The organism is Chryseobacterium sp. JUb7 (assembly GCF_024806495.1).
Taxonomy (GTDB): domain Bacteria; phylum Bacteroidota; class Bacteroidia; order Flavobacteriales; family Weeksellaceae; genus Chryseobacterium.
This window is the reverse complement of the sequence record NZ_JANUFF010000002.1, coordinates 298,421-317,688: the sequence shown is the minus strand read 5'-3', so window position 1 is coordinate 317,688 and position 19,268 is coordinate 298,421. Positions and strand designations below refer to the sequence as shown.

The window sequence follows — 19,268 nt, the reverse complement described above, 5'->3', positions numbered from 1 at the left end:
ATTTTCATTAATGATTTTTATTATTCAATTTTAGGTCTGATATTTGTATTGAGTAGCAAAACTAGATGAACCATTTTATTTTATGAAAAACATATCTGTGAAAAAAGCATTTCTATGTACATTATTATTCTCTTTACTTTTGGTTTCTTGTAAAAAAGAAATTGAAAAGATAAGTGATACCTTAAAAGATACAACGACTTCAATGAGTGAAACTCCGGTTGTGGAGCAGGACTCTATAAAAAAAGATTCAATAGTGCAGAAAGAATCTATGCCGCCGGCAATGCAGGAGGATGGTTTTTACAATGCATTTATTTTTCCTAAAGACAAAAAGCTTAAAGATTCTCTGTTCTCTATATTTAATAAAAAATATACGGAGAAGGAACGTTATGCCATCTTAGCACTGAACAGACTCGATTCAAAAAATAAATGGAACGCCGATACATTGGTTGTTCCTGCTAAAATTGATACTACATTAATGGAATATTCGCCTTTCCCTATGCAGTTGGATGTATTGAGCGGTGTGAAAAAGTTTGTGATTTTTTCATATCCTATTCAGGCTTATGGAGTGTACTCTAATGGTAGCCTTGTAAAATGGGGACCTACCAGTATGGGGAAAAAGACGGCAAAGACAAAAACAGGTTTAACATTTGCCAACTGGAAAAAGCAATTAGCTATTTCTACGGTAAGCAGCGAATGGAAGCTCCCATACAATTTTAATATATTCAATTTAGACGGAATCGGATGGCACCAGTATGATCTTCCGGGATATCCTGCGTCGCACTCTTGCTTAAGATTATTGAAAAATGATGCAAAATGGCTTTATTCTTATGCTGATACCTGGGTTCTGAATCCGGGAGGTGCTACTACAAAAGCGAGAGGGACAGCAGTAATGGTGTTCGGAGACTATAAATGGGGTGCAAGAAAGCCTTGGAGAAAATTGTTGGATGATCCTAATTCAAATAATGTTTCGGTAGAAGAAATGACAAAGATGATAGAACCTAATATTGAAAAAATACTGAAGGAGCAGGATAACAGAGAGAAAGTGGTAGATTCTATAAAAGCAGCAAGAGCTCAGATTGAACAAATGCCGCAAACTCCCAAAACGGTAGCCCCTTAATTAATCCTTCTTTTCAAAATGTAAAGTTGATTCCTCTGCAAATTTCCTTAATTTGAGCATTTCATCTTTTCCTTTATGTTGCCCGAATCTTGCAGCTGCATAGGTCAGTGCAATGCAGAAAAGCATCACAAAAGAGGCGTTTAATGCCCAGGGAAATTCAGAACTGTTGATTTGATTTTCCACATAATACATGGAAAAGAAAGTCATCCATAGAATAGAAAAAGAAAAATACAGAAACATAAAGAATGTCCAAACTGCTGAACTGGGTCCGAAAATACCTCTGACAGCAGTTTTTTCGTCTTCAGTTTCTATTCTTAAAGATAATCTGGGTTTCCAGTAATTGTCATATTCGGTTTCCACGCATATTGTAGCCACTTCTTTATTGATATTTCCTGAAAACTCATCCTTGTGTTCGGCAAGATATATTTTTAAATGTTCGGCGTATTCTTCCTTGCTGAGATCGGTGAACATTTTAAACCTCGGCCGCGTTCTTATTTTATCTAAAGTAGTTTCTTCTGTATTCATATTATTCTTGATAAGGTATTGGATCTTCCAGCTGAAATTTTATAGTCAGCTGCTGAGTTTTTCTCTGTATGATCATTGTAATACTTCTTCCTTCATAAGATTTCATCATCTCCATAATTTTTTCTAAACTCATATCTGAGGTTTTGCTTCCGTTAATGAAAATGATCTGATCATCTTTTTTTAACCCTGCTTTGTCAGCCGGAGAATCTTTCCGGACTCCTGAAATGGAGAATATGGGTTTCAGCACAAATTTATACTGAAACTTGTCGGTGGCTGTTGAAAATTCACTGCTGGCTTTATTGGCTTTCTTAGTTTCAATTTTTACAAGATCTTCCTGCCATTGCATTCCATCCTGTTTAAAATCTAAGCCACTCATATTAAAATGAAAAGGATCATCAAAATTTCTGTTAGGTCTCAGGTATAGCTTTTCATTGGGATAATCAAATACTACGGTAAAACGACGCATAATCTCACCTCCTACAGAGCCTTTTCTGTCTTCTACCAAATGTACATGCTGAATAGAGAACTCATCAGGCATAGCTGTGAGGGGTTTCTCAAACTTAAAATTACCAATGTAAAAATTGTGAATTCTGCTTCTTTTACCATAAATATCCCCATTAAACCCTCTACCTAAGAAGTCTTCAATATTCGGACGATTATAAACAAAATCTTTAATTAATGCAGGAAATAACCAGATAGGATCACTGTTTCCAAGATCGATTAATAATTTTGAACTCTTTTTTTCATTCGTCATCTCTACATCGGTGTAGAGATAAGGCTTACTTTTTTCTATGCTGACAGGAAGTTCTTCGAATTTTCTTGTTTTTCTCTTAAACAATTCACGATCATTATAAACTGTAATTTTTTTAGAAGAATAATCAATTGAAATCGGATGGTTTTTAAACAAATGATAGCCTATCACACCATTGACGGGAATTCCAACATGTGAAGAGATATTAAATTCCTGATTAAGAATGAGAAAAATAGACATAGAATTATTGATCATATGATCTCCGATTTTTCCGATATTATTATCAGATTTAAACCCGTCAATACTTAAGTCTCCACCTAATCCGGAGAACTTAATCTTTTCTACCTCACTTAACTTCACCTCCTGATTCTCTAAACTGAAAAGTAAGGTTTCCGCAACACCGGTATCTAATAAAAAAGTGAGATTAACACCATTAATATTGATAGGAATAAAAATTAAATTATTGATTAATTTAAAAGGAATAACTGTTTTTTTTACATCTTTTATTTCAAATGAATTTTGTGCATTAATGAAAATGCTGAAGAAAAAAAATAATATAAAATGGCGTAATTTCATTTACTGAATTTACTGAATTTATTTGTATAGGAAACAAAAAACATTCTCAAAGTTGAGAATGTCTGTATAATTTGTAATGAATTAAAAGAAATGTTTTTCTTCCCGTAATTTTACTTTGAAAAGAATTCCATCAGGTCCATATAATTTTTTTGATTGACTCCGTGACCGCTCATGTATTCTCTAAATGTAAAATAACAACTTAAATCATACAGTAGATCAGCCGCTTTTCTTCCCCATTCCATTGGGATCACAGCGTCATCTGTGCCGTGAGACACGAAGAAACGAAGTCTTTCCAGCTTTTTCTTATCTTTTACAATATCTTTCAGAAGTTTCTCTTCAGGATATGCACTTAAGCAAGCTACATAATTGAACATTTCAGGGTACTTTAAAGCCAGTGCATAACATAAAATTCCCCCCTGACTGAAGCCGCAAAGGTGAGTCTTTGCTTCTGTCAATCCATAATGATTAACTATTTTCAGAATATTTTCCAAAACGGCATTTAATGATTCATTGGCCTGTTCTACATTAATGAAATTTTCAGGATCATTAAAATCTATATCATACCATGAAAAACCCTCAAACTGGGTTGCTTTCGGAGCTCTGAAACTCACAATGATCCAGTCTTCCGGAAGAGTTTCTCTAAAGCTGAAAAGGTCTTGCTCATTGCTTCCATAGCCGTGAAGCATAAATAGAATAGTGGTTTGGGAGGTAATATTCTCAGGTTCTCTTACGATGTAATCTAAATTCATAAAGCAAAGATAAATAATAAATCATATTGTAAAATCTTTGCCGATTGAGTTTTAAATAAAACAACAGATAATGTTTACTTATTGAAAACTAAATGTTTAATTAATGTTAAGGACCATTGGAAATCATAAATCCGGCAGATGCAATATTTTTATAGATTTGATATTATTTGGAAATCTTTATTAGAAAATTTTCATAAAAGTTATTTTTATATTGATAAAAAACCTATATTTGAAACATTAAAAATCTATTTGGAGAAATGAAGCAATTTTACAAATCAAAAAGTTTATTTAGACTTTCTTTTTTATTCATCGTATTATTTTCAGTAGTTTCTGTGGCTCATTCTTGTAAAGATGACGACGACGAAGATGAGTTTAAAGATCATATCGTAAAGTTTGAAGTAAAAGGAACTACAGGTGTAGAGTTTAAAACGATTGTAACACAAGTGGGAACCAGCCAGAATCAACTTTTTGATCAGCCGGGTATTAGTTGGAACAGTGGTGAGATGTTTGTTAATTCTAGCCAGTCTCAGTTGAATCTTGCAGCCAATGCATTACTTCCTGACGCGAACGCAAAACTTATCTTGAATATTTGGGTTGACGGTGAAGTTGCAGAAACAGATACAATTAAAAACCTTTCAGGAATTCAAAGTACATCAATTGCTCACAGCTTCTTGGAATTGTAAAAAATAAACAATACATATAAAAAAAACCGTCAATTTGACGGTTTTTTTGTTTTACTCCTCAATCATATGGTGCTGTAAAGCAATCGTGATGAGCTCTGAAGAATTTTTTGCCTGAAATTTCTGAAGCAGGTTTTTTCTGTGAGTATCTACGGTTAATGGGCTTAGGAATAATTCATCGGCAATCATTCCACTGGTTTTCCCTTTAGCGACCAATTGTAAAATCTGTTTTTCCCGCTTTGTTAATCTGGGAATTGTCAGCTCGTTTTGAGATGGCTTACTGATGATCTGTTTTGTTTCGTTACAAAATACAATATTCCCCGAAAGTGCACCTCTGATGCATTCTATCAATTCTTCGATTGACGTGTTTTTAAGCAGATATCCACTTGCTCCATTTTGAATAGATTGCATCATAATACTTCGTTCAGAGCGATTACTGAACATAATTACGGATGTATGGGGCGATATTTTTTTTATCTCTTTACACAATTCAATTCCATTGGCATCGGGTAGGGTGATGTCTAACAGAATAATATCAACTTCATTAGATCTTACAAAATCAACAATCTCCGAACCCAGTGTAAAACTTTCTAGAACATTGAAAAATGACTGATTCTTAAGCATTATTTTCAATCCTTCAATAACGATCGGATGGTCATCTACAATGACGATATTTATTTTATCAGACTGCATGGGTATTTAGTTCAATGTTAATAGTTGTTCCTTCATGGTCGGAGTTGATCTCCATTTTTCCCTTAAGATAATTGACACGGTTTTTAAGATTTCGAAGTCCCATACTCTTGGTTGTTTTTTCAATATCTTTCTCAAACCCTTTTCCATTGTCTTCAATGGTGATAAAGAAATTTTCTTCAGATTGAGAGCATTGTAATAAAATGCTTGAAGCCTGTGAATGTTTTACAGCATTTGCCAACAGTTCCTGAGCAATTCTGTAAATATTTAACTGTATGGTAAGTGGAATATTTTTTTCGATATTAATCGCTTGGAAATCAATGCTGAGATCTTTTCTGATGTAGAACTCACAAAGATCATGCAATGCGGTTTCCAGTCCGAAATTGAGAAGAGATTCGGGCATTAAGTTTCTGGCAACATGCCTTAATTCACTTACCGAATTATCCAGCTGTCCTAAGATTTTATTAAACTCCTGATCATTTGTGCTTAAATGAGTGGAAGACCAGGTTGAAAAATTGATTTTAACCCCTGCCAGCATTCCTCCAAGTCCATCGTGTAGGTCTTTTGCAATACGTTCTCTTTCTCGTTCTTCACTTTCAAGAATTGCTTTTGTAATATTTAACTCTTCTTTTTGCTGGATTTCTTTTAATTTTTGCTGAAGGTTGATTTTTCTTTGTTTTGCCAGTTTTTTGGTATAGAAATAAATAAAAATAACTAAAATCATTAAAAATACAGACGCAAAACCAAGTAGCCACAGATATTGATTTTTTTGATTTATTTCAAGCTGTTTCTGAGCTTTTTCAGCATCAAGATTAGCGATTTTTCTTTCTTTTTCAGCGGTGTTATATTTCGTTTCAAGTTTATTGATTTCGAGCTTTGTATTTTCCGTACTGAGACTGTCATTAAGTTTAGAATATTTTTTCTCCCACGTTAATGCTCCTTCTGGGTTTCCCATTTCTTCATTTAGCCCGGAAAGCTGTTTATATATTGTTTTCCTGTTGTTGAGATCCAAAACAAGAGATTTTTCTGTTAAAATGTTTTCCAGAACGGCTTTAGCTTCGGAATATCTTTTTAATTTCTTTAGAATGTCAAACTTATTGAAGTAGAACATTTGAGCTAATAGATTCTGATTAAATTTTTTAGTGTAAAACAAGCCTTTTTCTATGACGGGTAAAGCTTCTTCGTTTTTCTGTTTAGTTATAAAAAAAAGGGTCTTTCCATAATAAAAGAAAGCATTTGATGAGGAATCCGGATAAAGCTGAATTAATTTTTCTGCCTTGTCAAGAAATTTTTTTGCTTCATCGCCTTTGGCCTGATAACAATAATTACTGGCGGTATTCAGGTAGGTATAAAATAGCTCTGCTGAATTAGGATAATTTTTTTCAAGAATTTTTAATGCCTTTTTATTATAATTTCCTGCTTTCTCAAATTCTGCATTGTAGGTGAGAATAAGAGCCAGCTGAGAATATAAGAATCCTAAATTTCTGTTATTTTCATATTTTTCAACTAAAGGAATGCTTTTTTCAAGAATAGTTTTAACTAAAAAAGGATATCCTTCTTTGTTTTTTAGAGATACTCCATAGTTATACCACGCCAGCGACTGAAAAAAATAAGATTCTTCTGTCTTAAATTTACTCAAAGCGCTGATAGCCTGCTGATAGGCTGCTGCAGCTTTAGTTTTATTTTTTTCAAGATAATACTGACCTTCATAATAATAATACTTAGCAGAAATAAAAGTTTTCTTTGTCTCCACCAGTGTTTTACCGTTTTCCAGATATTTTTTACTTGAAAGACTGTCTGTATTTCTGTAGTAATTGGATAATAAAAAATAAGCATTCGCTTTAGAATCATTATCAGAACGGCTTATTGTGATGTTTTGTAAACTATCAAGATAAGGCTTTTCGTTAAGCGGAATAATCTGCTGAGACTGTAGGGTAAATGAAAGTAAAATGAAAATTACAACGGTTAGTTTCTTCATTATCGTCAAATCAAAATAAATAAGTAGTTTTTATTATAAAACAGTCAATTTAATTAAAATTTCCAGTATAAAAAAATACCTGAATTTAGGTATAAAAAAATACTCTTTTTTTAGGATTGATACCGGGGTGATACTCTGGTAGTTTTGCAGATACCAAATCAATCAAATCATAGAATTATAAACAATAGTAGTCAAATTTAAACAAAAAGATTATGAAAAAAATGAAGTTGAATCAAGTATTTAAAGGAACATTTTTAATGTTAGCAGCAACCTTACTTTTCGGTTTCGTCAGCTCTTGTAGCAGCGACGACGATGATAATCCTGTAAACGGAGCAAGTAAGACTCATAAAGTTGTTTTCAAAGCAATAGCTTCTTCAGGAAGTAATATTGATGTAGCAGTATACGGAATTGATGGAAACCCGACCACAGCAAGCAGTCTGAGCGGAACTACATGGTCAAGTCCGGAAGTAACCTCTGAAGCAGGTGCCTACAATGCTAACGTAGCTGTAAATGCAATAGGACCGAATGCTTCATCAACATTAAAGGTTCAGATTTGGGTAGACGGAGAGTTGAAAAAAGAAGGAACTTCAAGCGGTCAGTACCTGTCGGCATCGGCTTCTTACGTATTCTAAAAAATTAATAACTTTCGAAATAGTTGTATTAATAAAATCGCGGCAAGATTTATCTTGCCGCGATTTATTTTATATGGAGTTTAGTTCGGGCTCGTCGAAGACGAGCCCGAACTAAACTTATTACTTAAATTACTTTTACAATAAAGTAGCTTTTTTTACCTTTCTGTAACAAAAGGAATTTTCCGTCTATCAGGTCCATTTCATTAGCGGTATACACCTCATTCACCTTTTCTTTGTTCACAGAGATTGCATTTCCTTTCAATTCTCTTGTAGCCTCACTCTTAGATTTTAAAAATCCTGATTTTTCTGAAAGCAAATCAACGATGTTGATTCCTAAAACATCAGCTTTGGCAACTTCTTTTTGAGGGACACCGTCAAAAATTTCAAGGAAAATTTCTTCATCAAGACTTACTAAATCTTCAGCTGTTGAGCGGCCAAAAAGAATTTCGGAAGCTTTCAAAGCTTTTTCATATTCTTCTCTTCCGTGTACCCAAACTGTTACTTCCTCAGCCAGTTTCTTTTGAAGTTTTCTTTCGTGTGGAGCTGTTTTATGTTCTTCAATTAATGCTTCAATTTCTTCTTTTCCCAAGAAAGTATAGAATTTGATGAATCTCTCAGCATCCAAATCTGTAGCATTCAGCCAGAATTGATAAAATTTGTAAGGCGATGTTTTATTTTTGTCCAGCCAATAATTTTCTCCGCTTTCAGACTTTCCGAATTTGGAACCGTCAGCTTTCGTAATTAAAGGAACCGTCAGTGCAAATGCTTCGCCCTGAGCTTTTCTACGGATCAATTCTGTACCGGTCGTGATATTTCCCCACTGATCAGAACCTCCCATCTGAAGTTTTACATTATTATTTTGATATAAATGTAAAAAATCATATCCCTGTATTAACTGATATGTAAATTCTGTAAAACTCATTCCATCGGCACCGGATTCTCCAGAAAATCTCTTCTTCACAGAATCTTTTGCCATCATATAGTTGACCGTAATATTTTTTCCTACGTTTTTAGCAAAATCAAGGAAAGAAATATTTTTCATCCAGTCGTAATTGTTCACCAATTCTGCTTTATTGGTTTCATTTCCTTCAAAATTTAAAAATCTTGAAAGCTGGTTTTTCAGACAATCAACATAGTGTAGAAGAGTAGCTTCATCTAAAAGGTTTCTTTCTGCAGATTTTCCCGAAGGGTCACCAATCATTCCTGTAGCACCACCTACCAAGGCAATCGGCTTATGACCATGCTGTTGAAAGTGAGCTAAAATTTTTATCTGAATAAGACTCCCGATATGTAAAGAATCTGCGGTAGGATCAAAACCGATATAGGCAGTTGTCATTTCCTTATTCAGCTGTTCGTCCGTTCCGGGCATCATGTCGGCAAAAAGCCCGCGCCATTTCAGTTCTTCAATAAAAGAGTTCATTATTTTTTGCTTTAAAATTTAAGGTGCAAAGATAATAAATTCGAAGTTAAGTGGATAAGTTGTCGACAGGTAAAAAAGTAAATTATCAGATTTATAAACAAGTAATCATCATTTGAATATCTACAAATGCAGTTGATAACAAAGAATGAATTTATTATTTTAAAAGCTGTGGAACTTTTATGTTCTAGCCTATATTTTCATGCTTTTAATACTGTTTGCTTTTTCACCAAAATCAATTATATTTGTTAATAATGAACGACGAACAATTATTCACCCTCATTCAGAAGGCAAAAGACAAAGACCAGAAAGCTCAGACAAAACTCATTAATGTTTTTTGGGTTGATGTTTTTTCTTTTGTGATGAAAAAAGTGAGAGATGAAAATGATGCAGATGAGATCACGGTAAATGTTTTTTCGAAAGTTTTATCGAAGCTGGATATGTATGATCCTCATTTTCAGTTTAAGACATGGGTTTTAACGATAGCTCAAAATACAATTATTGATTTTTGGAGAAGAAAAAGCAGAGAAAATCAAGATCCTACGGAAAATCTGGATGAAGTGAAAAACCAATTTGCAAAATCTCCTGAAGAATTGATGATTTCAGCCGAGGAGCAAAAGAAAATCATTAAAACAATCGAATCTCTGGATGCTAATTATCAGGATATTATCAAGTTAAGATTTTTTGAAGAGAAAAGCATCAAAGAAATCGCCGAAGAATTAGGAATTTCTGTGGCGAATACAAAAGTACGTGTAATGCGTGCGAAAAAGGTCTTAGCCGAGTTGTTGAAAAATAATGAGTTTGAAGATAATTAATAAGCCTTAACCAAGCTTATTAGAAGACTATAAATAAACTTTTTCCTTAGTCTGTGGAAGCAGAATTTCTCTTTGTTTACCCTGATTTCTATTTTGAAGATTAATATTTAACCCTTTTTTGATGTAAATTTCATTTTTAGATTTTCCATATTCTTTGGTATTTTCAACATCTTTATTAAAAATTAATTTTCCTGTTGAAAGATTAAAATCTACAGTAGTCCAGTATTCCTCTGGTTTTCCGCTTTCGGAAGAAGAGCCAATTAATTCAAAATGCCCGTTCTGGAATCTGTATTTATCAGTATAGCCCCATTTCCAGCTGCTTCCCCCAGCCTGAATTATGATTAAAATTCCTTTTTCAATTTGTGTTCCCTGATAAGGATCGCCCATCATTCCACCGGCTTTACTCCCCAAAACTGCATTTCTGGATTTCTCTAAAATTGTCCATTTATTATTAACTTTCTTTAAAATCTGAATTTCTCGGATGTCCCCGGAATCATCATTAGAAGGGATGTCATAGATAATTACCTTCTCCGGAATTTTATCACCATCCAGATCACCGTCAATGGTTTCGTTAATTGTTGAACCTTTCGGCTGAAATTCTTTCTGGGAAAAACAAAATGTACTGAAAATAATGGCTAGAAAGCAAAATGTAGTCTTCATAAAAAATTTTGATGCTTAAAATTACGAAATTATATGTTTCATCAATGTCTGTCTTTGATTGTTTCGATAAAAAAATCCTTAACTTTGAACCTCAATTTGAGAAATAAATGGAAAATTTAGTTCAAGATACTACCGTTCAAAAACCAAAATGGATTCGTGTAAAACTTCCTACCGGGAAAAATTACAGAGAATTGAGAACTTTGGTTGATAAATATAAATTAAATACGATTTGCCAGAGTGGAAGCTGCCCGAATATGGGTGAATGCTGGGGAGAAGGAACAGCAACTTTCATGATTTTAGGAAATATCTGTACCAGAAGCTGCGGGTTTTGTGGGGTGAAAACCGGAAAACCACTTGATGTAAACTGGGATGAGCCTGAAAAAGTAGCACGTTCAATCAAGTTAATGAAGATTAAACATGCTGTTCTGACTTCTGTTGACCGAGATGATCTGAAAGATATGGGGTCAATCCTTTGGGGAGAAACGGTAAATGCCGTAAGAAGAATCTCTCCGGGAACAACCATGGAAACATTAATTCCCGATTTTCAGGGATTAACAAAACATCTTGACAGGTTGGTAGAGGTGGCTCCGGAAGTGATTTCGCATAATATGGAAACCGTAAAACGTTTAACAAGAGAAGTAAGAATCCAGGCAAAATATGAAAGAAGCCTTGAGGTTTTGAGATATCTGAAAGAAGCGGGACAGAGAAGAACCAAAACCGGAGTAATGCTTGGTTTGGGAGAAGAAAAACATGAGGTTTTCCAGACGATTGAAGATATTAGAAATGCAAATGTGGACGTCATTACGCTAGGTCAGTATTTGCAGCCAACAAAGAAACATTTGCCTGTGAAAAAATTCATTACACCGGAAGAGTTTGATGAATTTGGAGATTTTGCAAGAAGCTTAGGTTTCAGACATGTTGAAAGCTCGCCTTTGGTGAGAAGTTCTTACCACGCGGAAAAACATATTCACTAAAAATTATAAATCGCTTCAGATTCTGGAGCGATTTTTTTTGAGTTCATTGAGAAAAATAATAATGTAAAACTATTCTACCTTACTCAAGTGTTTTTTCTTGAATGCGGAAGGTGTTTCGCCAATATATTTTTTAAAAAGTTTATTAAAATAAGAAAGGCTTTCAAATCCCACCTGAAAACAAACTTCTGTCACACACGAGTTTTGCAGCAGTAATAATTTTGCCTGATTGATTCTGTAATTATTGACAAAATCAGTAAACGTCATATTGGTCTGCTTCTTAAAATAACGACAGAAAGCGGGAGTACTCAAATTGACATTTTCAGCAATGATATTGACATTCGGACTTTTATCATAATTTTCATTGATATAATCATAGATGGTGCCCATCCGAATTTTATCGTTTAAAAACCATTTGATTCGTGTGTCTTCAATATTTAATTCTTTTACTTCTTCGGAACTGGCGAGAATCTGTAAAATTTCAATTAAACCAATAAAAGAATCAAAAGAGTTTTTATCTTTCAGGATATGTAGTTTTTCAACAACCGTTTTTTTTGTTCCTCCTGAAAATGACAATCCGAGATATGACCGTTCCAATAATTTTTTAATATTGTTAAATTCAGGAATTGGGAAAATAAGCTCCTGAAGAAAGTTTTCGCGCATTTGTAAAACCAGCTGCCTGCATTCTGTCTGAATCCGGTAATCAAAATTGAGATGAGGAACATTGGAGCCAATGAGCAATAAATCACTTTCGGTAAAGTCGGAAATATTTTTACCGACATGACGGATGCCGTTGGATGCTTCTACGTACACAAGTTCTATTTCAGGATGATAATGCCAGAAAAAACAATTTTTCATGGAAGGCGAAAAAAGCTTAAAAGATTTTCCTTCTTCAAATTCTATGATTTCCTTCTGAATTTTCATTGCGTCTTATTTTGATTAATTATAGTTTTAAAATTAATTAAAAAGGTTAATACAGAGCAAATTTATATCATTTTTGTTAAAGTATAAATGATTTTTTCTGACGATTTTTGCATTTTCTAAGAAGATGCTGGTTGTTACAGTATCATTACACAAAAAAGAATTTAAAATGGGGATTGATAAAAGAATAATACCACTGGCAATAGGTGGTTTAGGAATTGGAACGACAGAATTTACCGTCATGGGATTGCTGCCGGATATTGCAAAATCACTGCAGATTTCTATTCCCGAAGCAGGACATCTTATCTCCGCATACGCATTGGGAGTGGTCATTGGAGCTCCTCTTCTGATCGGATATTCTGTGAAATTTGCTCCTAAAAAAGTTTTGATTGCCCTGATGATGATTTTCACCATATTCAATGCATTGTCTGCCATTGCTCCTGATTATACATTAATGCTGGTTATCAGATTTCTTTCCGGATTACCTCATGGTGCCTTTTTCGGTGTAGGTACTGTGGTTGCTGCTAGAATGGCAGGGAAGGGAAAAGAAGCATTTTATATTTCATTAATGTTTACGGGGCTTACTATTGCTAATCTCGCGATGGTTCCTCTGGTTACCTATATCGGGCATACGTTCCATTGGAGATGGTATTTTGCCATTGTCGGAGTGATCGGATTATTTGCTTTATTATTTTTAAAACTTTGGCTTCCGGCTATGGAAACCAATCAGGATACCCATTTTATGGAAGAGCTGAAGTTTCTTAAGAAAAAACAGGCATGGCTGGTGTTGATGATTACAGCAATTGGATTTGGAGGGCTTTTCACCTGGTTCAGTTATATTACTCCTTTAATGACAGTTGTTTCAGGAATTAAAGAAAGTCATATGGCCTACGTAATGATTCTTGCAGGTGCCGGAATGGTTGTTGGAAATTTGGTAGGCGGTTATTTATCAGACAGATTAAGTCCGGAAAAGACATGTGCTTTATTACTTTTCCTTATGATGATTTCTTTGACAGGTGTATTTTTGCTTTCGGAATATCAAAATGTATCTCTGACTTTAACTTTCATTTGCGGAGCACTATCAATGTCTGTGGCAGCTCCGATCAATATTATGATGATGAAAGCAGCTCCCAAAAGCGAAATGATGGCAGCAGCATTTATGCAGGCAGCTTTTAATATTGCGAATGCAATGGGGGCATTTTTAGGAGGAATTCCTTTGGAAAAAGGGTATTCTTATAATTATCCTTCACTGGTGGGAGTGGTCATGACGTTTATCGGTCTCATTATCGCAGTACGATATAAATATGTATACGGTTCACAATCTCCGGACGAAAATATGGATGTAGAATGTGTTACTTGTGATAAATAAAAAAAGAGAAGCTAAAAGCTTCTCTTTTCTGTTATAAAATAATAACGGTTATGCCTCTACTTCATTGCCGTTTTTACACCAATAAAGGGCATTGTATAAATTTTCTTTTGGGAAAGATTTAAATTCTCCCGGCATCAGAACACTGAAAATGTCAGTGAAATTCTGTACCCCTTGTTTGTCTGTAACAATCGCTGCGCGATTCCATTTGGTAAGATTTTTCAATCCCAAAAGCGCATCCTGCAGCCATGCCCCCATCGTAAATTGATCCAGGTCTGTATCCAGATATAATAAGTAATTAAGCTCATCATATTGATCTACTTTCTCATTTACACGTGGAACAACAAGATTTTCAAAATCTTCTCTCGTCACTTCTCCCGTTGCATTAAATGCAGCAACATTTTCCGGAGCCTCTGGAATAATCGTTATCATAGTGTATATTTTAAGGTGGTTTTGGTGGTAGTGAGATAACAAAAATTAAACCAATATTTAAATTTTAATGAATAAAAGGCGTGATTATTGATCATATGTAGTAAAAATATTACTATGGATCTTAAATCAAACGAACCTTTTTGGTTACTCAAAAACGGGCTTGTTACTTCATATCCCTCATTAAAATCTGACGAAGAATGTGATGTCCTTATTATCGGAGGAGGAATTACAGGAAGTCTTGTTGCTCATCAAATGATAAAAGACGGCTACAAAACAATCATTATCGATAAACGTGAAATCTGCAACGGCAGTACTTCTGCTACAACCTCGATGTTGCAGTATGAAATTGATGTTCCTCTGTATGAGCTGATCGAACTGATCGGTGAGAAAGGAGCTGCTGAAAGTTACAAAGCATGTTCAAAATCGATTGATGATCTTGAAAAACTTACCAAAGAAGTGAAATCCAGAGCGGGATTTAAGAGAAAACAGTCTTTGTATTTTGCTTCTAAAAAGAAAGATGTTTCATGGCTGATTAAAGAATATGAAACAAGAAAAAAAGCTGGTTTTGAAGTAAGTTGGCTTGAACCCAAAGAGATTGAAGAAAAATTTACCCTGCATAATACATATGGTGGTATTTTATCTAAACAGGGGGCAAGTATTGATGCCTTTAAATTTGCTCATGAATTACTGAGATTTAATGAAAAAAAGGGATTGAAAATTTTTGATAAAACAGAAATGAAGTCTGTAAAATACCTCAAAGGATATAATTTTGCACTTACAGAACACGGCTTTAATATTAAGGCTAAAAAAATTATTTATTGCGTTGGTTATGAAAGTACAAGCCTTATCAAAGAACATTTCGTTGATCTTAAAAGTACGTTTGCCACAGTTTCGGAAATAGATGTTGATATTTTTAAAAATATTGAAAATACAATGGTCTGGAATACCGATGATCCCTACATTTATATGAGAACTACCGATGATAACAGACTTTTGATCGGTGGTGGTGATGAAGATTTTGTAAATCCCGAAAAACGCGATGATCTGCTTAATAAAAAAGAAAAAGAAATTTTGCGAACACTGAAAAGGATAAAACCTGATTTAAAATTTTATACCGATTTTGTCTGGGCCGGAACTTTCGGGGAAACGAAGGATGGACTGCCTTATATCGGAGAACATGAGAAGTTTAAAAATTCTTACTTCGTTTTAGGGTTTGGAGGAAACGGAATTACTTTTTCAGTAACCGGGATGGAAATGGCTTCTGCATTTATGAAAAATAAAAAGCATCTGCTTAGCGAATATTTTAAGTTTGGAAGGTAAGTTTCCAGTTTCGGCGGCTTCGCCGCCGAAACTGGAAACAAAAAACTTGTGATCATATCATCACAAGTTCTATCACATTTACATAAACTATTGGTTCTGTCAAAAATTTTTAACTAAAAAATGGTTTTCAATGGTTATTAATTTTAGAAATCACTTTTAGATATTTAAAAATTGAGACTTTGAAAAACTGAGTCTTCAATTGATATTTCTTATATAGAAAAACGGTATCCGTTTTTCTTTCCCAGTTCGTGGATTGATTTTTCAATCGCTTTTCCAAGGTCGTCAGCCTCATTACTTCCTCTTTTTTTTATCTCGGTATCAATAAAATCCTGACGTTTTTTAGAGAGTTCTTCAATTTCTCGTTGAATTTTCTCGCGGTCAGATGATTTTTGAGCTACAATTTTCTGAATTTCAGTATTACTTTTCCCTTTCAGTTCGGAAGGTAATTCTTCCTGTTTAATGCCTGAAATGTAGCCTTTATCTTTTTCGGCTTTATCTACCAGATCCCAATGGTCATTTTTATAAGCATTTTTTTTAGACTTAGCGACCGTTCTTTCAACAGCGTTGGCTGCAGACTGAACTTCTGCGTTCCTGTCTTGGGCTATTTGCTTGGTTTTATATTCCGAACCCCGGCTTCCATAATAAATATAGGTATCATTAAGTTTTGCATTGCATTCGGAGATTCTGATGTCATAAGGCGTTTCAATATAGATTACTTTTCTGTCACTGTCTATATTGAAAAATTTTCCATCTCCTACGGCGGCTCCGTTTTGCCAGAATGTTTGAATACCTTCCTCTCTGTTTCCGCAGAAAATAGTGTTGGTATAAATGTTTTTTCTTTTGGCATTCGAAATAACTTCCTTATAATTGATTTTTCCCTGATCGAAAGGTTCATTTCCGGCAATATAGATTAATTTCATGCTTTTTTCATTGCTGTCCCAATTTAGATTATTTGAGGCATCACGGATTACAGCTCCACAATATTCACTTCCTCCGTTGGTTCTTAAAGCAAATAATTTCTCTGAAACCAAATCAAGATCCTGGGTAAGCGGTGTAACCTCCCTGATGTAATTTTCGTCTTTCAATCCGTCATTTCCGTATTCATAGAGCGCTATTTCCACCTGAGGAGACTGTCCGTTATATTTCAAGGTTGTCAGCGTATTTACGATATTCCAGAGTCTGGATTTTGCCTGATCAATCAAGCCATCCATACTGTTTGAGGTGTCTAAAAGCAAAGCGACCTGAATTTTATTTTCTTTACCCGATGATCTGGAAGATTCATTTTGAACAATATCTCTTCTTACCAATGGCTTACCATGATGAATAGGACCCTGAGCATTAAAAAAAGCAGTAGCTCCCAACGTCAATGCTAAAATTTTAATAGTTGTCATGATCTTTTGTGTTTATAGGATTTCATATCTTGTTTTGATGCTGTATTTCAGTTTGATATTTTCGATATTATCAAAAGAATAATCTACTCCTGCATCCGCAGATTCCAGCTGAACATTGCTCATTTTTGCAGATTTATAAGCCATAGGAACAATTGTATCACTCATATAATCTTCAATTTCTACAATCTCAATCGGGTTTCCTGTTTTTTTACCAATACTTTCAAGAAGATAATCAGCTTTTTCTCTTGCTGCTTTTAAAGCATTGATTTTAACCGTTTTTCTAAAATCTGCAATCTTCGTATTTTTAACTTCCGAAATATTCAGATTGGTGACCCATTTTTGATTTAAATCTTCAAAAAGCTTACTTACATTGGTTTTTGCATTCACTTTAAACTGAAAGTTTTTCGTAAACTTTGTGGTCTTTGAGTACAGATTCTGATACATGGATTTAAACTTGATATCTTCATTTTTAACACCGTTATTTTTGAGTGTTTCAAATAATTTCTTTTCATTGTCAGCCAGATCATTTTTGTTATCTGCTTTTATTCCGATATTAAAGATAATTTCATCCGGTTCTACTTCCATTTCAGCAACACCTGTTACTTCGATTGCATTTTTCTTGATTTCCTGTGCATTGATCAGACTTCCAAATGTTAATAATCCGATCAATAAAAAATGTTTCAATTTCATACTATTTTGTTTTAAATTTTAAACTTCTAGAGTAAAATTACCCAGAATTAAGCATGGAATTTTGGAGACTTGGTGAAAGGGAAGTTTGACTTGGTGAATCTTCGGTACATAAAAAAACAGTTCCTGAGAACTGTTTGGATATTTATCGGTTAGTCATTATAATTGATTTTCCGTTTCGGGTAATGAGCTTTTTTTCTTTGGAAAATAATTTGGTTCTTATAATGATCTCATTTTCATTTTCGGAAATCCGGTAGGTATTGGAGCTGAAAAGAGCATCATGGACAAAATGCTCGAACAGTTTTACAGAATCCGATTGATTGACAGAATAAAAATCAACTTTATAATTGTCCAGACCAGTCTGATAGTATTTGTAAATAATCTGCTCATTCAAAGTGTTGGAAATAATTTTGGTTTCAATAAACCTGTTTTGCTCGAGAAACGAACAGCTCTGAAGCAATAATGCCGATAGAATGAGGAAATGTAAAGACTTTTTCATAGTAATAGTTGTGTATTCACAAATGTAATTAATTATAATGCGTTGACTGTTAACGGAATCTCAATTTATATTAAGGTTTTGTGAGGAGATTTAAATTTTTAACTTCTCCATTGGGAGTAATCAAAATATAATGGTTGATTTCTTTCATTTCTTTAGTTTCAGCCTTCTTGTCTTTATCTTTTTCCTTCTCTCTGTTGATCGTAAGTTTTATTTCATACATCACCTGAATAACGGGTTCATGAATCACCGGATTAATGACAAAATCAAATTCTTTATCTAAAATCGGCTGATAATAGGAGGTCGTGGATTTGTTGACCTGATTGACATTCGAAAATTTGCTTAATGCCATTGAGGAGCTGTTGTAGGCTTCATAAGATTTATACATCTCTGTGGGAAGGGAAACTCTGTACCCATCACTGATATTTTTTGTGGCAGTGGTAAAGCTTTCACCAAGAATGACTTCAAAATTTTTTACTTTTTCCTGGAGTGCAATTTTAGCCTTATTCATCAGCTCTTTTCGGATTGCTTCCATTGTTGTGGAGAAATAGTCTACCCGAACGAGGTCGTAAATTTCATTTTTGGATAGGATAGAAATAAATTCATTCATCTGAGAAGGATCTGTAAATTTAATGTGCAGGTTTTTCTTTAATTCAAATCCGGCAGGAACTTCATTGTATGTTTTTTTACTGAATATTTTTTTCTCAACATTATATTGATAGACGGGAACAAAAGAAATCATATCAATATACGTCTCGACGCCTTTCGTTGATTTTATCTGAGCCAGTGAAGTATTGATGCGCTTATCGATTAAATCATTGACTTCCTCTGCATTTTCGCCAACTTGAGTAATGCTGAAAATAGCAACATACTGCTCGGCTTTTACATTGGCCAATGCTTTTACACTGATGATATTTTCATTGGCAACAGGATTTACGACGGGAGTTGCTACATTGATATTGCTGTCGGAATATTGAACCTGGTTTCTGTAATTAATGTTCCCCGACATTTGCGAATAGGAAAATTGAAATAGTAAAGCCGAAGCCAAGCATAAAATGTTTTTCATGATGATTAAGTTTGAATGATTCTACAAA

20 protein-coding genes are annotated in these 19,268 nt (G+C 34.1%); 7 read left to right on the top strand and 13 right to left on the bottom strand.

Translation table 11 applies throughout. The annotated features are described in order from the left end of the window. Window positions 1-82: 82 nt before the first annotated feature. A complete protein-coding gene (locus M2373_RS05020; protein WP_259108270.1) occupies window positions 83-1,117 on the top strand; it encodes a L,D-transpeptidase in 1,035 nt (344 codons plus the stop codon). Here the strand turns inward: M2373_RS05020 and M2373_RS05015 are convergent, their stop codons facing one another. The 3 genes from M2373_RS05015 to M2373_RS05005 form a co-directional block, all read right to left on the bottom strand. Continuing rightward, window positions 1,118-1,642, bottom strand: coding sequence for a hypothetical protein (locus M2373_RS05015; RefSeq protein ID WP_259108269.1), 525 nt, complete (start codon window positions 1,640-1,642; stop codon window positions 1,118-1,120). Window position 1,643: 1 nt separating this feature from the next. Further along, window positions 1,644-2,969: a PDZ domain-containing protein gene (locus M2373_RS05010; RefSeq protein ID WP_259108267.1), complete on the bottom strand. Its 1,326-nt coding sequence runs from the start codon at window positions 2,967-2,969 to the stop codon at window positions 1,644-1,646. Window positions 2,970-3,079: 110 nt separating this feature from the next. Further along, complete coding sequence (locus M2373_RS05005) at window positions 3,080-3,718, bottom strand: alpha/beta hydrolase (RefSeq protein ID WP_259108265.1); 639 nt, start codon at window positions 3,716-3,718, stop codon at window positions 3,080-3,082. Between the two features lie 257 nt (window positions 3,719-3,975). On the opposite strand from M2373_RS05005, the gene M2373_RS05000 reads away from it, so the two are divergent. Beyond that, window positions 3,976-4,401: a hypothetical protein gene (locus M2373_RS05000; protein WP_259108263.1), complete on the top strand. Its 426-nt coding sequence runs from the start codon at window positions 3,976-3,978 to the stop codon at window positions 4,399-4,401. Window positions 4,402-4,452: 51 nt separating this feature from the next. On the opposite strand, the gene M2373_RS04995 is transcribed toward M2373_RS05000, so the two are convergent. Both M2373_RS04995 and M2373_RS04990 read right to left on the bottom strand, forming a co-directional pair. Then, window positions 4,453-5,091, bottom strand: coding sequence for a response regulator (locus tag M2373_RS04995; RefSeq protein WP_259108258.1), 639 nt, complete (start codon window positions 5,089-5,091; stop codon window positions 4,453-4,455). Continuing rightward, a complete protein-coding gene (locus tag M2373_RS04990; protein ID WP_259108254.1) occupies window positions 5,081-7,066 on the bottom strand; it encodes a tetratricopeptide repeat-containing sensor histidine kinase in 1,986 nt (661 codons plus the stop codon). The genes M2373_RS04995 and M2373_RS04990 overlap by 11 nt, the downstream gene beginning before the upstream one ends. A gap of 221 nt (window positions 7,067-7,287) precedes the next feature. On the opposite strand from M2373_RS04990, the gene M2373_RS04985 reads away from it, so the two are divergent. Next, on the top strand, window positions 7,288-7,698 hold the full coding sequence (locus tag M2373_RS04985) for a hypothetical protein (protein WP_259108251.1): 411 nt from the start codon (window positions 7,288-7,290) through the stop codon (window positions 7,696-7,698). A 124-nt stretch (window positions 7,699-7,822) separates the two neighbouring features. On the opposite strand, the gene tyrS is transcribed toward M2373_RS04985, so the two are convergent. Beyond that, entirely contained in the window at window positions 7,823-9,118 is a 1,296-nt protein-coding gene (gene tyrS / locus M2373_RS04980; protein WP_259108248.1) for a tyrosine--tRNA ligase, read from the bottom strand. Window positions 9,119-9,369: 251 nt separating this feature from the next. On the opposite strand from tyrS, the gene M2373_RS04975 reads away from it, so the two are divergent. Next, the gene (locus M2373_RS04975) at window positions 9,370-9,930 is read left to right on the top strand and encodes an RNA polymerase sigma factor (protein WP_259108245.1); all 561 of its coding nucleotides are present in this window, start codon (window positions 9,370-9,372) and stop codon (window positions 9,928-9,930) included. Between the two features lie 27 nt (window positions 9,931-9,957). Here M2373_RS04975 and M2373_RS04970 read toward each other — a convergent pair whose 3' ends face one another. Then, on the bottom strand, window positions 9,958-10,590 hold the full coding sequence (locus M2373_RS04970; protein ID WP_259108242.1) for a hypothetical protein: 633 nt from the start codon (window positions 10,588-10,590) through the stop codon (window positions 9,958-9,960). Between the two features lie 107 nt (window positions 10,591-10,697). Between M2373_RS04970 and lipA the strand changes: the two genes are divergently transcribed. Beyond that, window positions 10,698-11,564 (top strand): lipoyl synthase, encoded by an 867-nt coding sequence (gene lipA / locus M2373_RS04965; RefSeq protein ID WP_259108239.1) that lies wholly within the window; start codon window positions 10,698-10,700, stop codon window positions 11,562-11,564. A gap of 69 nt (window positions 11,565-11,633) precedes the next feature. Here the strand turns inward: lipA and M2373_RS04960 are convergent, their stop codons facing one another. Continuing rightward, window positions 11,634-12,485, bottom strand: coding sequence for an AraC family transcriptional regulator (locus M2373_RS04960; protein ID WP_259108236.1), 852 nt, complete (start codon window positions 12,483-12,485; stop codon window positions 11,634-11,636). A 166-nt stretch (window positions 12,486-12,651) separates the two neighbouring features. On the opposite strand from M2373_RS04960, the gene M2373_RS04955 reads away from it, so the two are divergent. After that, entirely contained in the window at window positions 12,652-13,851 is a 1,200-nt protein-coding gene (locus tag M2373_RS04955) for an MFS transporter (RefSeq protein WP_259108234.1), read from the top strand. Between the two features lie 48 nt (window positions 13,852-13,899). On the opposite strand, the gene M2373_RS04950 is transcribed toward M2373_RS04955, so the two are convergent. Then, complete coding sequence (locus M2373_RS04950) at window positions 13,900-14,280, bottom strand: STAS/SEC14 domain-containing protein (RefSeq protein ID WP_259108232.1); 381 nt, start codon at window positions 14,278-14,280, stop codon at window positions 13,900-13,902. Between the two features lie 114 nt (window positions 14,281-14,394). Here M2373_RS04950 and M2373_RS04945 point away from each other — a divergent pair, with 114 nt between their 5' ends. Beyond that, window positions 14,395-15,600 carry an FAD-binding oxidoreductase gene (locus tag M2373_RS04945; RefSeq protein WP_259108230.1) on the top strand — a complete coding sequence of 402 codons (1,206 nt, stop codon included), beginning with the start codon at window positions 14,395-14,397 and terminating at the stop codon, window positions 15,598-15,600. A 209-nt stretch (window positions 15,601-15,809) separates the two neighbouring features. On the opposite strand, the gene M2373_RS04940 is transcribed toward M2373_RS04945, so the two are convergent. The 4 genes from M2373_RS04940 to M2373_RS04925 all read right to left on the bottom strand — a co-directional run bounded on the left by M2373_RS04940 (window position 15,810) and on the right by M2373_RS04925 (window position 19,240). Next, on the bottom strand, window positions 15,810-16,991 hold the full coding sequence (locus M2373_RS04940; RefSeq protein ID WP_259108229.1) for a VWA domain-containing protein: 1,182 nt from the start codon (window positions 16,989-16,991) through the stop codon (window positions 15,810-15,812). A 12-nt stretch (window positions 16,992-17,003) separates the two neighbouring features. Then, complete coding sequence (locus M2373_RS04935; RefSeq protein ID WP_259108228.1) at window positions 17,004-17,681, bottom strand: SIMPL domain-containing protein; 678 nt, start codon at window positions 17,679-17,681, stop codon at window positions 17,004-17,006. Between the two features lie 142 nt (window positions 17,682-17,823). Next, complete coding sequence (locus tag M2373_RS04930; RefSeq protein ID WP_259108227.1) at window positions 17,824-18,177, bottom strand: hypothetical protein; 354 nt, start codon at window positions 18,175-18,177, stop codon at window positions 17,824-17,826. Window positions 18,178-18,247: 70 nt separating this feature from the next. Continuing rightward, a complete protein-coding gene (locus M2373_RS04925; RefSeq protein WP_259108225.1) occupies window positions 18,248-19,240 on the bottom strand; it encodes an SIMPL domain-containing protein in 993 nt (330 codons plus the stop codon). Window positions 19,241-19,268: the final 28 nt, after the last annotated feature.

Excerpts from the sequence above, each read along its gene's own strand:
- M2373_RS05015 (WP_259108269.1), bottom strand. The coding sequence starts at position 1,642 with ATGAATACAGAAGAAACTACTTTAGATAAAATAAGAACGCGGCCGAGG.
- tyrS (WP_259108248.1), bottom strand. The coding sequence starts at position 9,118 with ATGAACTCTTTTATTGAAGAACTGAAATGGCGCGGGCTTTTTGCCGAC.
- M2373_RS04960 (WP_259108236.1), bottom strand. The coding sequence starts at position 12,485 with ATGAAAATTCAGAAGGAAATCATAGAATTTGAAGAAGGAAAATCTTTT.
- M2373_RS04985 (WP_259108251.1), top strand. The coding sequence starts at position 7,288 with ATGAAGTTGAATCAAGTATTTAAAGGAACATTTTTAATGTTAGCAGCA.
- M2373_RS05010 (WP_259108267.1), bottom strand. The coding sequence starts at position 2,969 with ATGAAATTACGCCATTTTATATTATTTTTTTTCTTCAGCATTTTCATT.
- M2373_RS05020 (WP_259108270.1), top strand. The coding sequence starts at position 83 with ATGAAAAACATATCTGTGAAAAAAGCATTTCTATGTACATTATTATTC.
- M2373_RS04925 (WP_259108225.1), bottom strand. The coding sequence starts at position 19,240 with ATGAAAAACATTTTATGCTTGGCTTCGGCTTTACTATTTCAATTTTCC.
- M2373_RS04940 (WP_259108229.1), bottom strand. The coding sequence starts at position 16,991 with ATGACAACTATTAAAATTTTAGCATTGACGTTGGGAGCTACTGCTTTT.
- M2373_RS04935 (WP_259108228.1), bottom strand. The coding sequence starts at position 17,681 with ATGAAATTGAAACATTTTTTATTGATCGGATTATTAACATTTGGAAGT.
- lipA (WP_259108239.1), top strand. The coding sequence starts at position 10,698 with ATGGAAAATTTAGTTCAAGATACTACCGTTCAAAAACCAAAATGGATT.
- M2373_RS04975 (WP_259108245.1), top strand. The coding sequence starts at position 9,370 with ATGAACGACGAACAATTATTCACCCTCATTCAGAAGGCAAAAGACAAA.
- M2373_RS04950 (WP_259108232.1), bottom strand. The coding sequence starts at position 14,280 with ATGATAACGATTATTCCAGAGGCTCCGGAAAATGTTGCTGCATTTAAT.
- M2373_RS04995 (WP_259108258.1), bottom strand. The coding sequence starts at position 5,091 with ATGCAGTCTGATAAAATAAATATCGTCATTGTAGATGACCATCCGATC.
- M2373_RS04955 (WP_259108234.1), top strand. The coding sequence starts at position 12,652 with ATGGGGATTGATAAAAGAATAATACCACTGGCAATAGGTGGTTTAGGA.
- M2373_RS04970 (WP_259108242.1), bottom strand. The coding sequence starts at position 10,590 with ATGAAGACTACATTTTGCTTTCTAGCCATTATTTTCAGTACATTTTGT.
- M2373_RS05000 (WP_259108263.1), top strand. The coding sequence starts at position 3,976 with ATGAAGCAATTTTACAAATCAAAAAGTTTATTTAGACTTTCTTTTTTA.
- M2373_RS05005 (WP_259108265.1), bottom strand. The coding sequence starts at position 3,718 with ATGAATTTAGATTACATCGTAAGAGAACCTGAGAATATTACCTCCCAA.
- M2373_RS04945 (WP_259108230.1), top strand. The coding sequence starts at position 14,395 with ATGGATCTTAAATCAAACGAACCTTTTTGGTTACTCAAAAACGGGCTT.
- M2373_RS04930 (WP_259108227.1), bottom strand. The coding sequence starts at position 18,177 with ATGAAAAAGTCTTTACATTTCCTCATTCTATCGGCATTATTGCTTCAG.
- M2373_RS04990 (WP_259108254.1), bottom strand. The coding sequence starts at position 7,066 with ATGAAGAAACTAACCGTTGTAATTTTCATTTTACTTTCATTTACCCTA.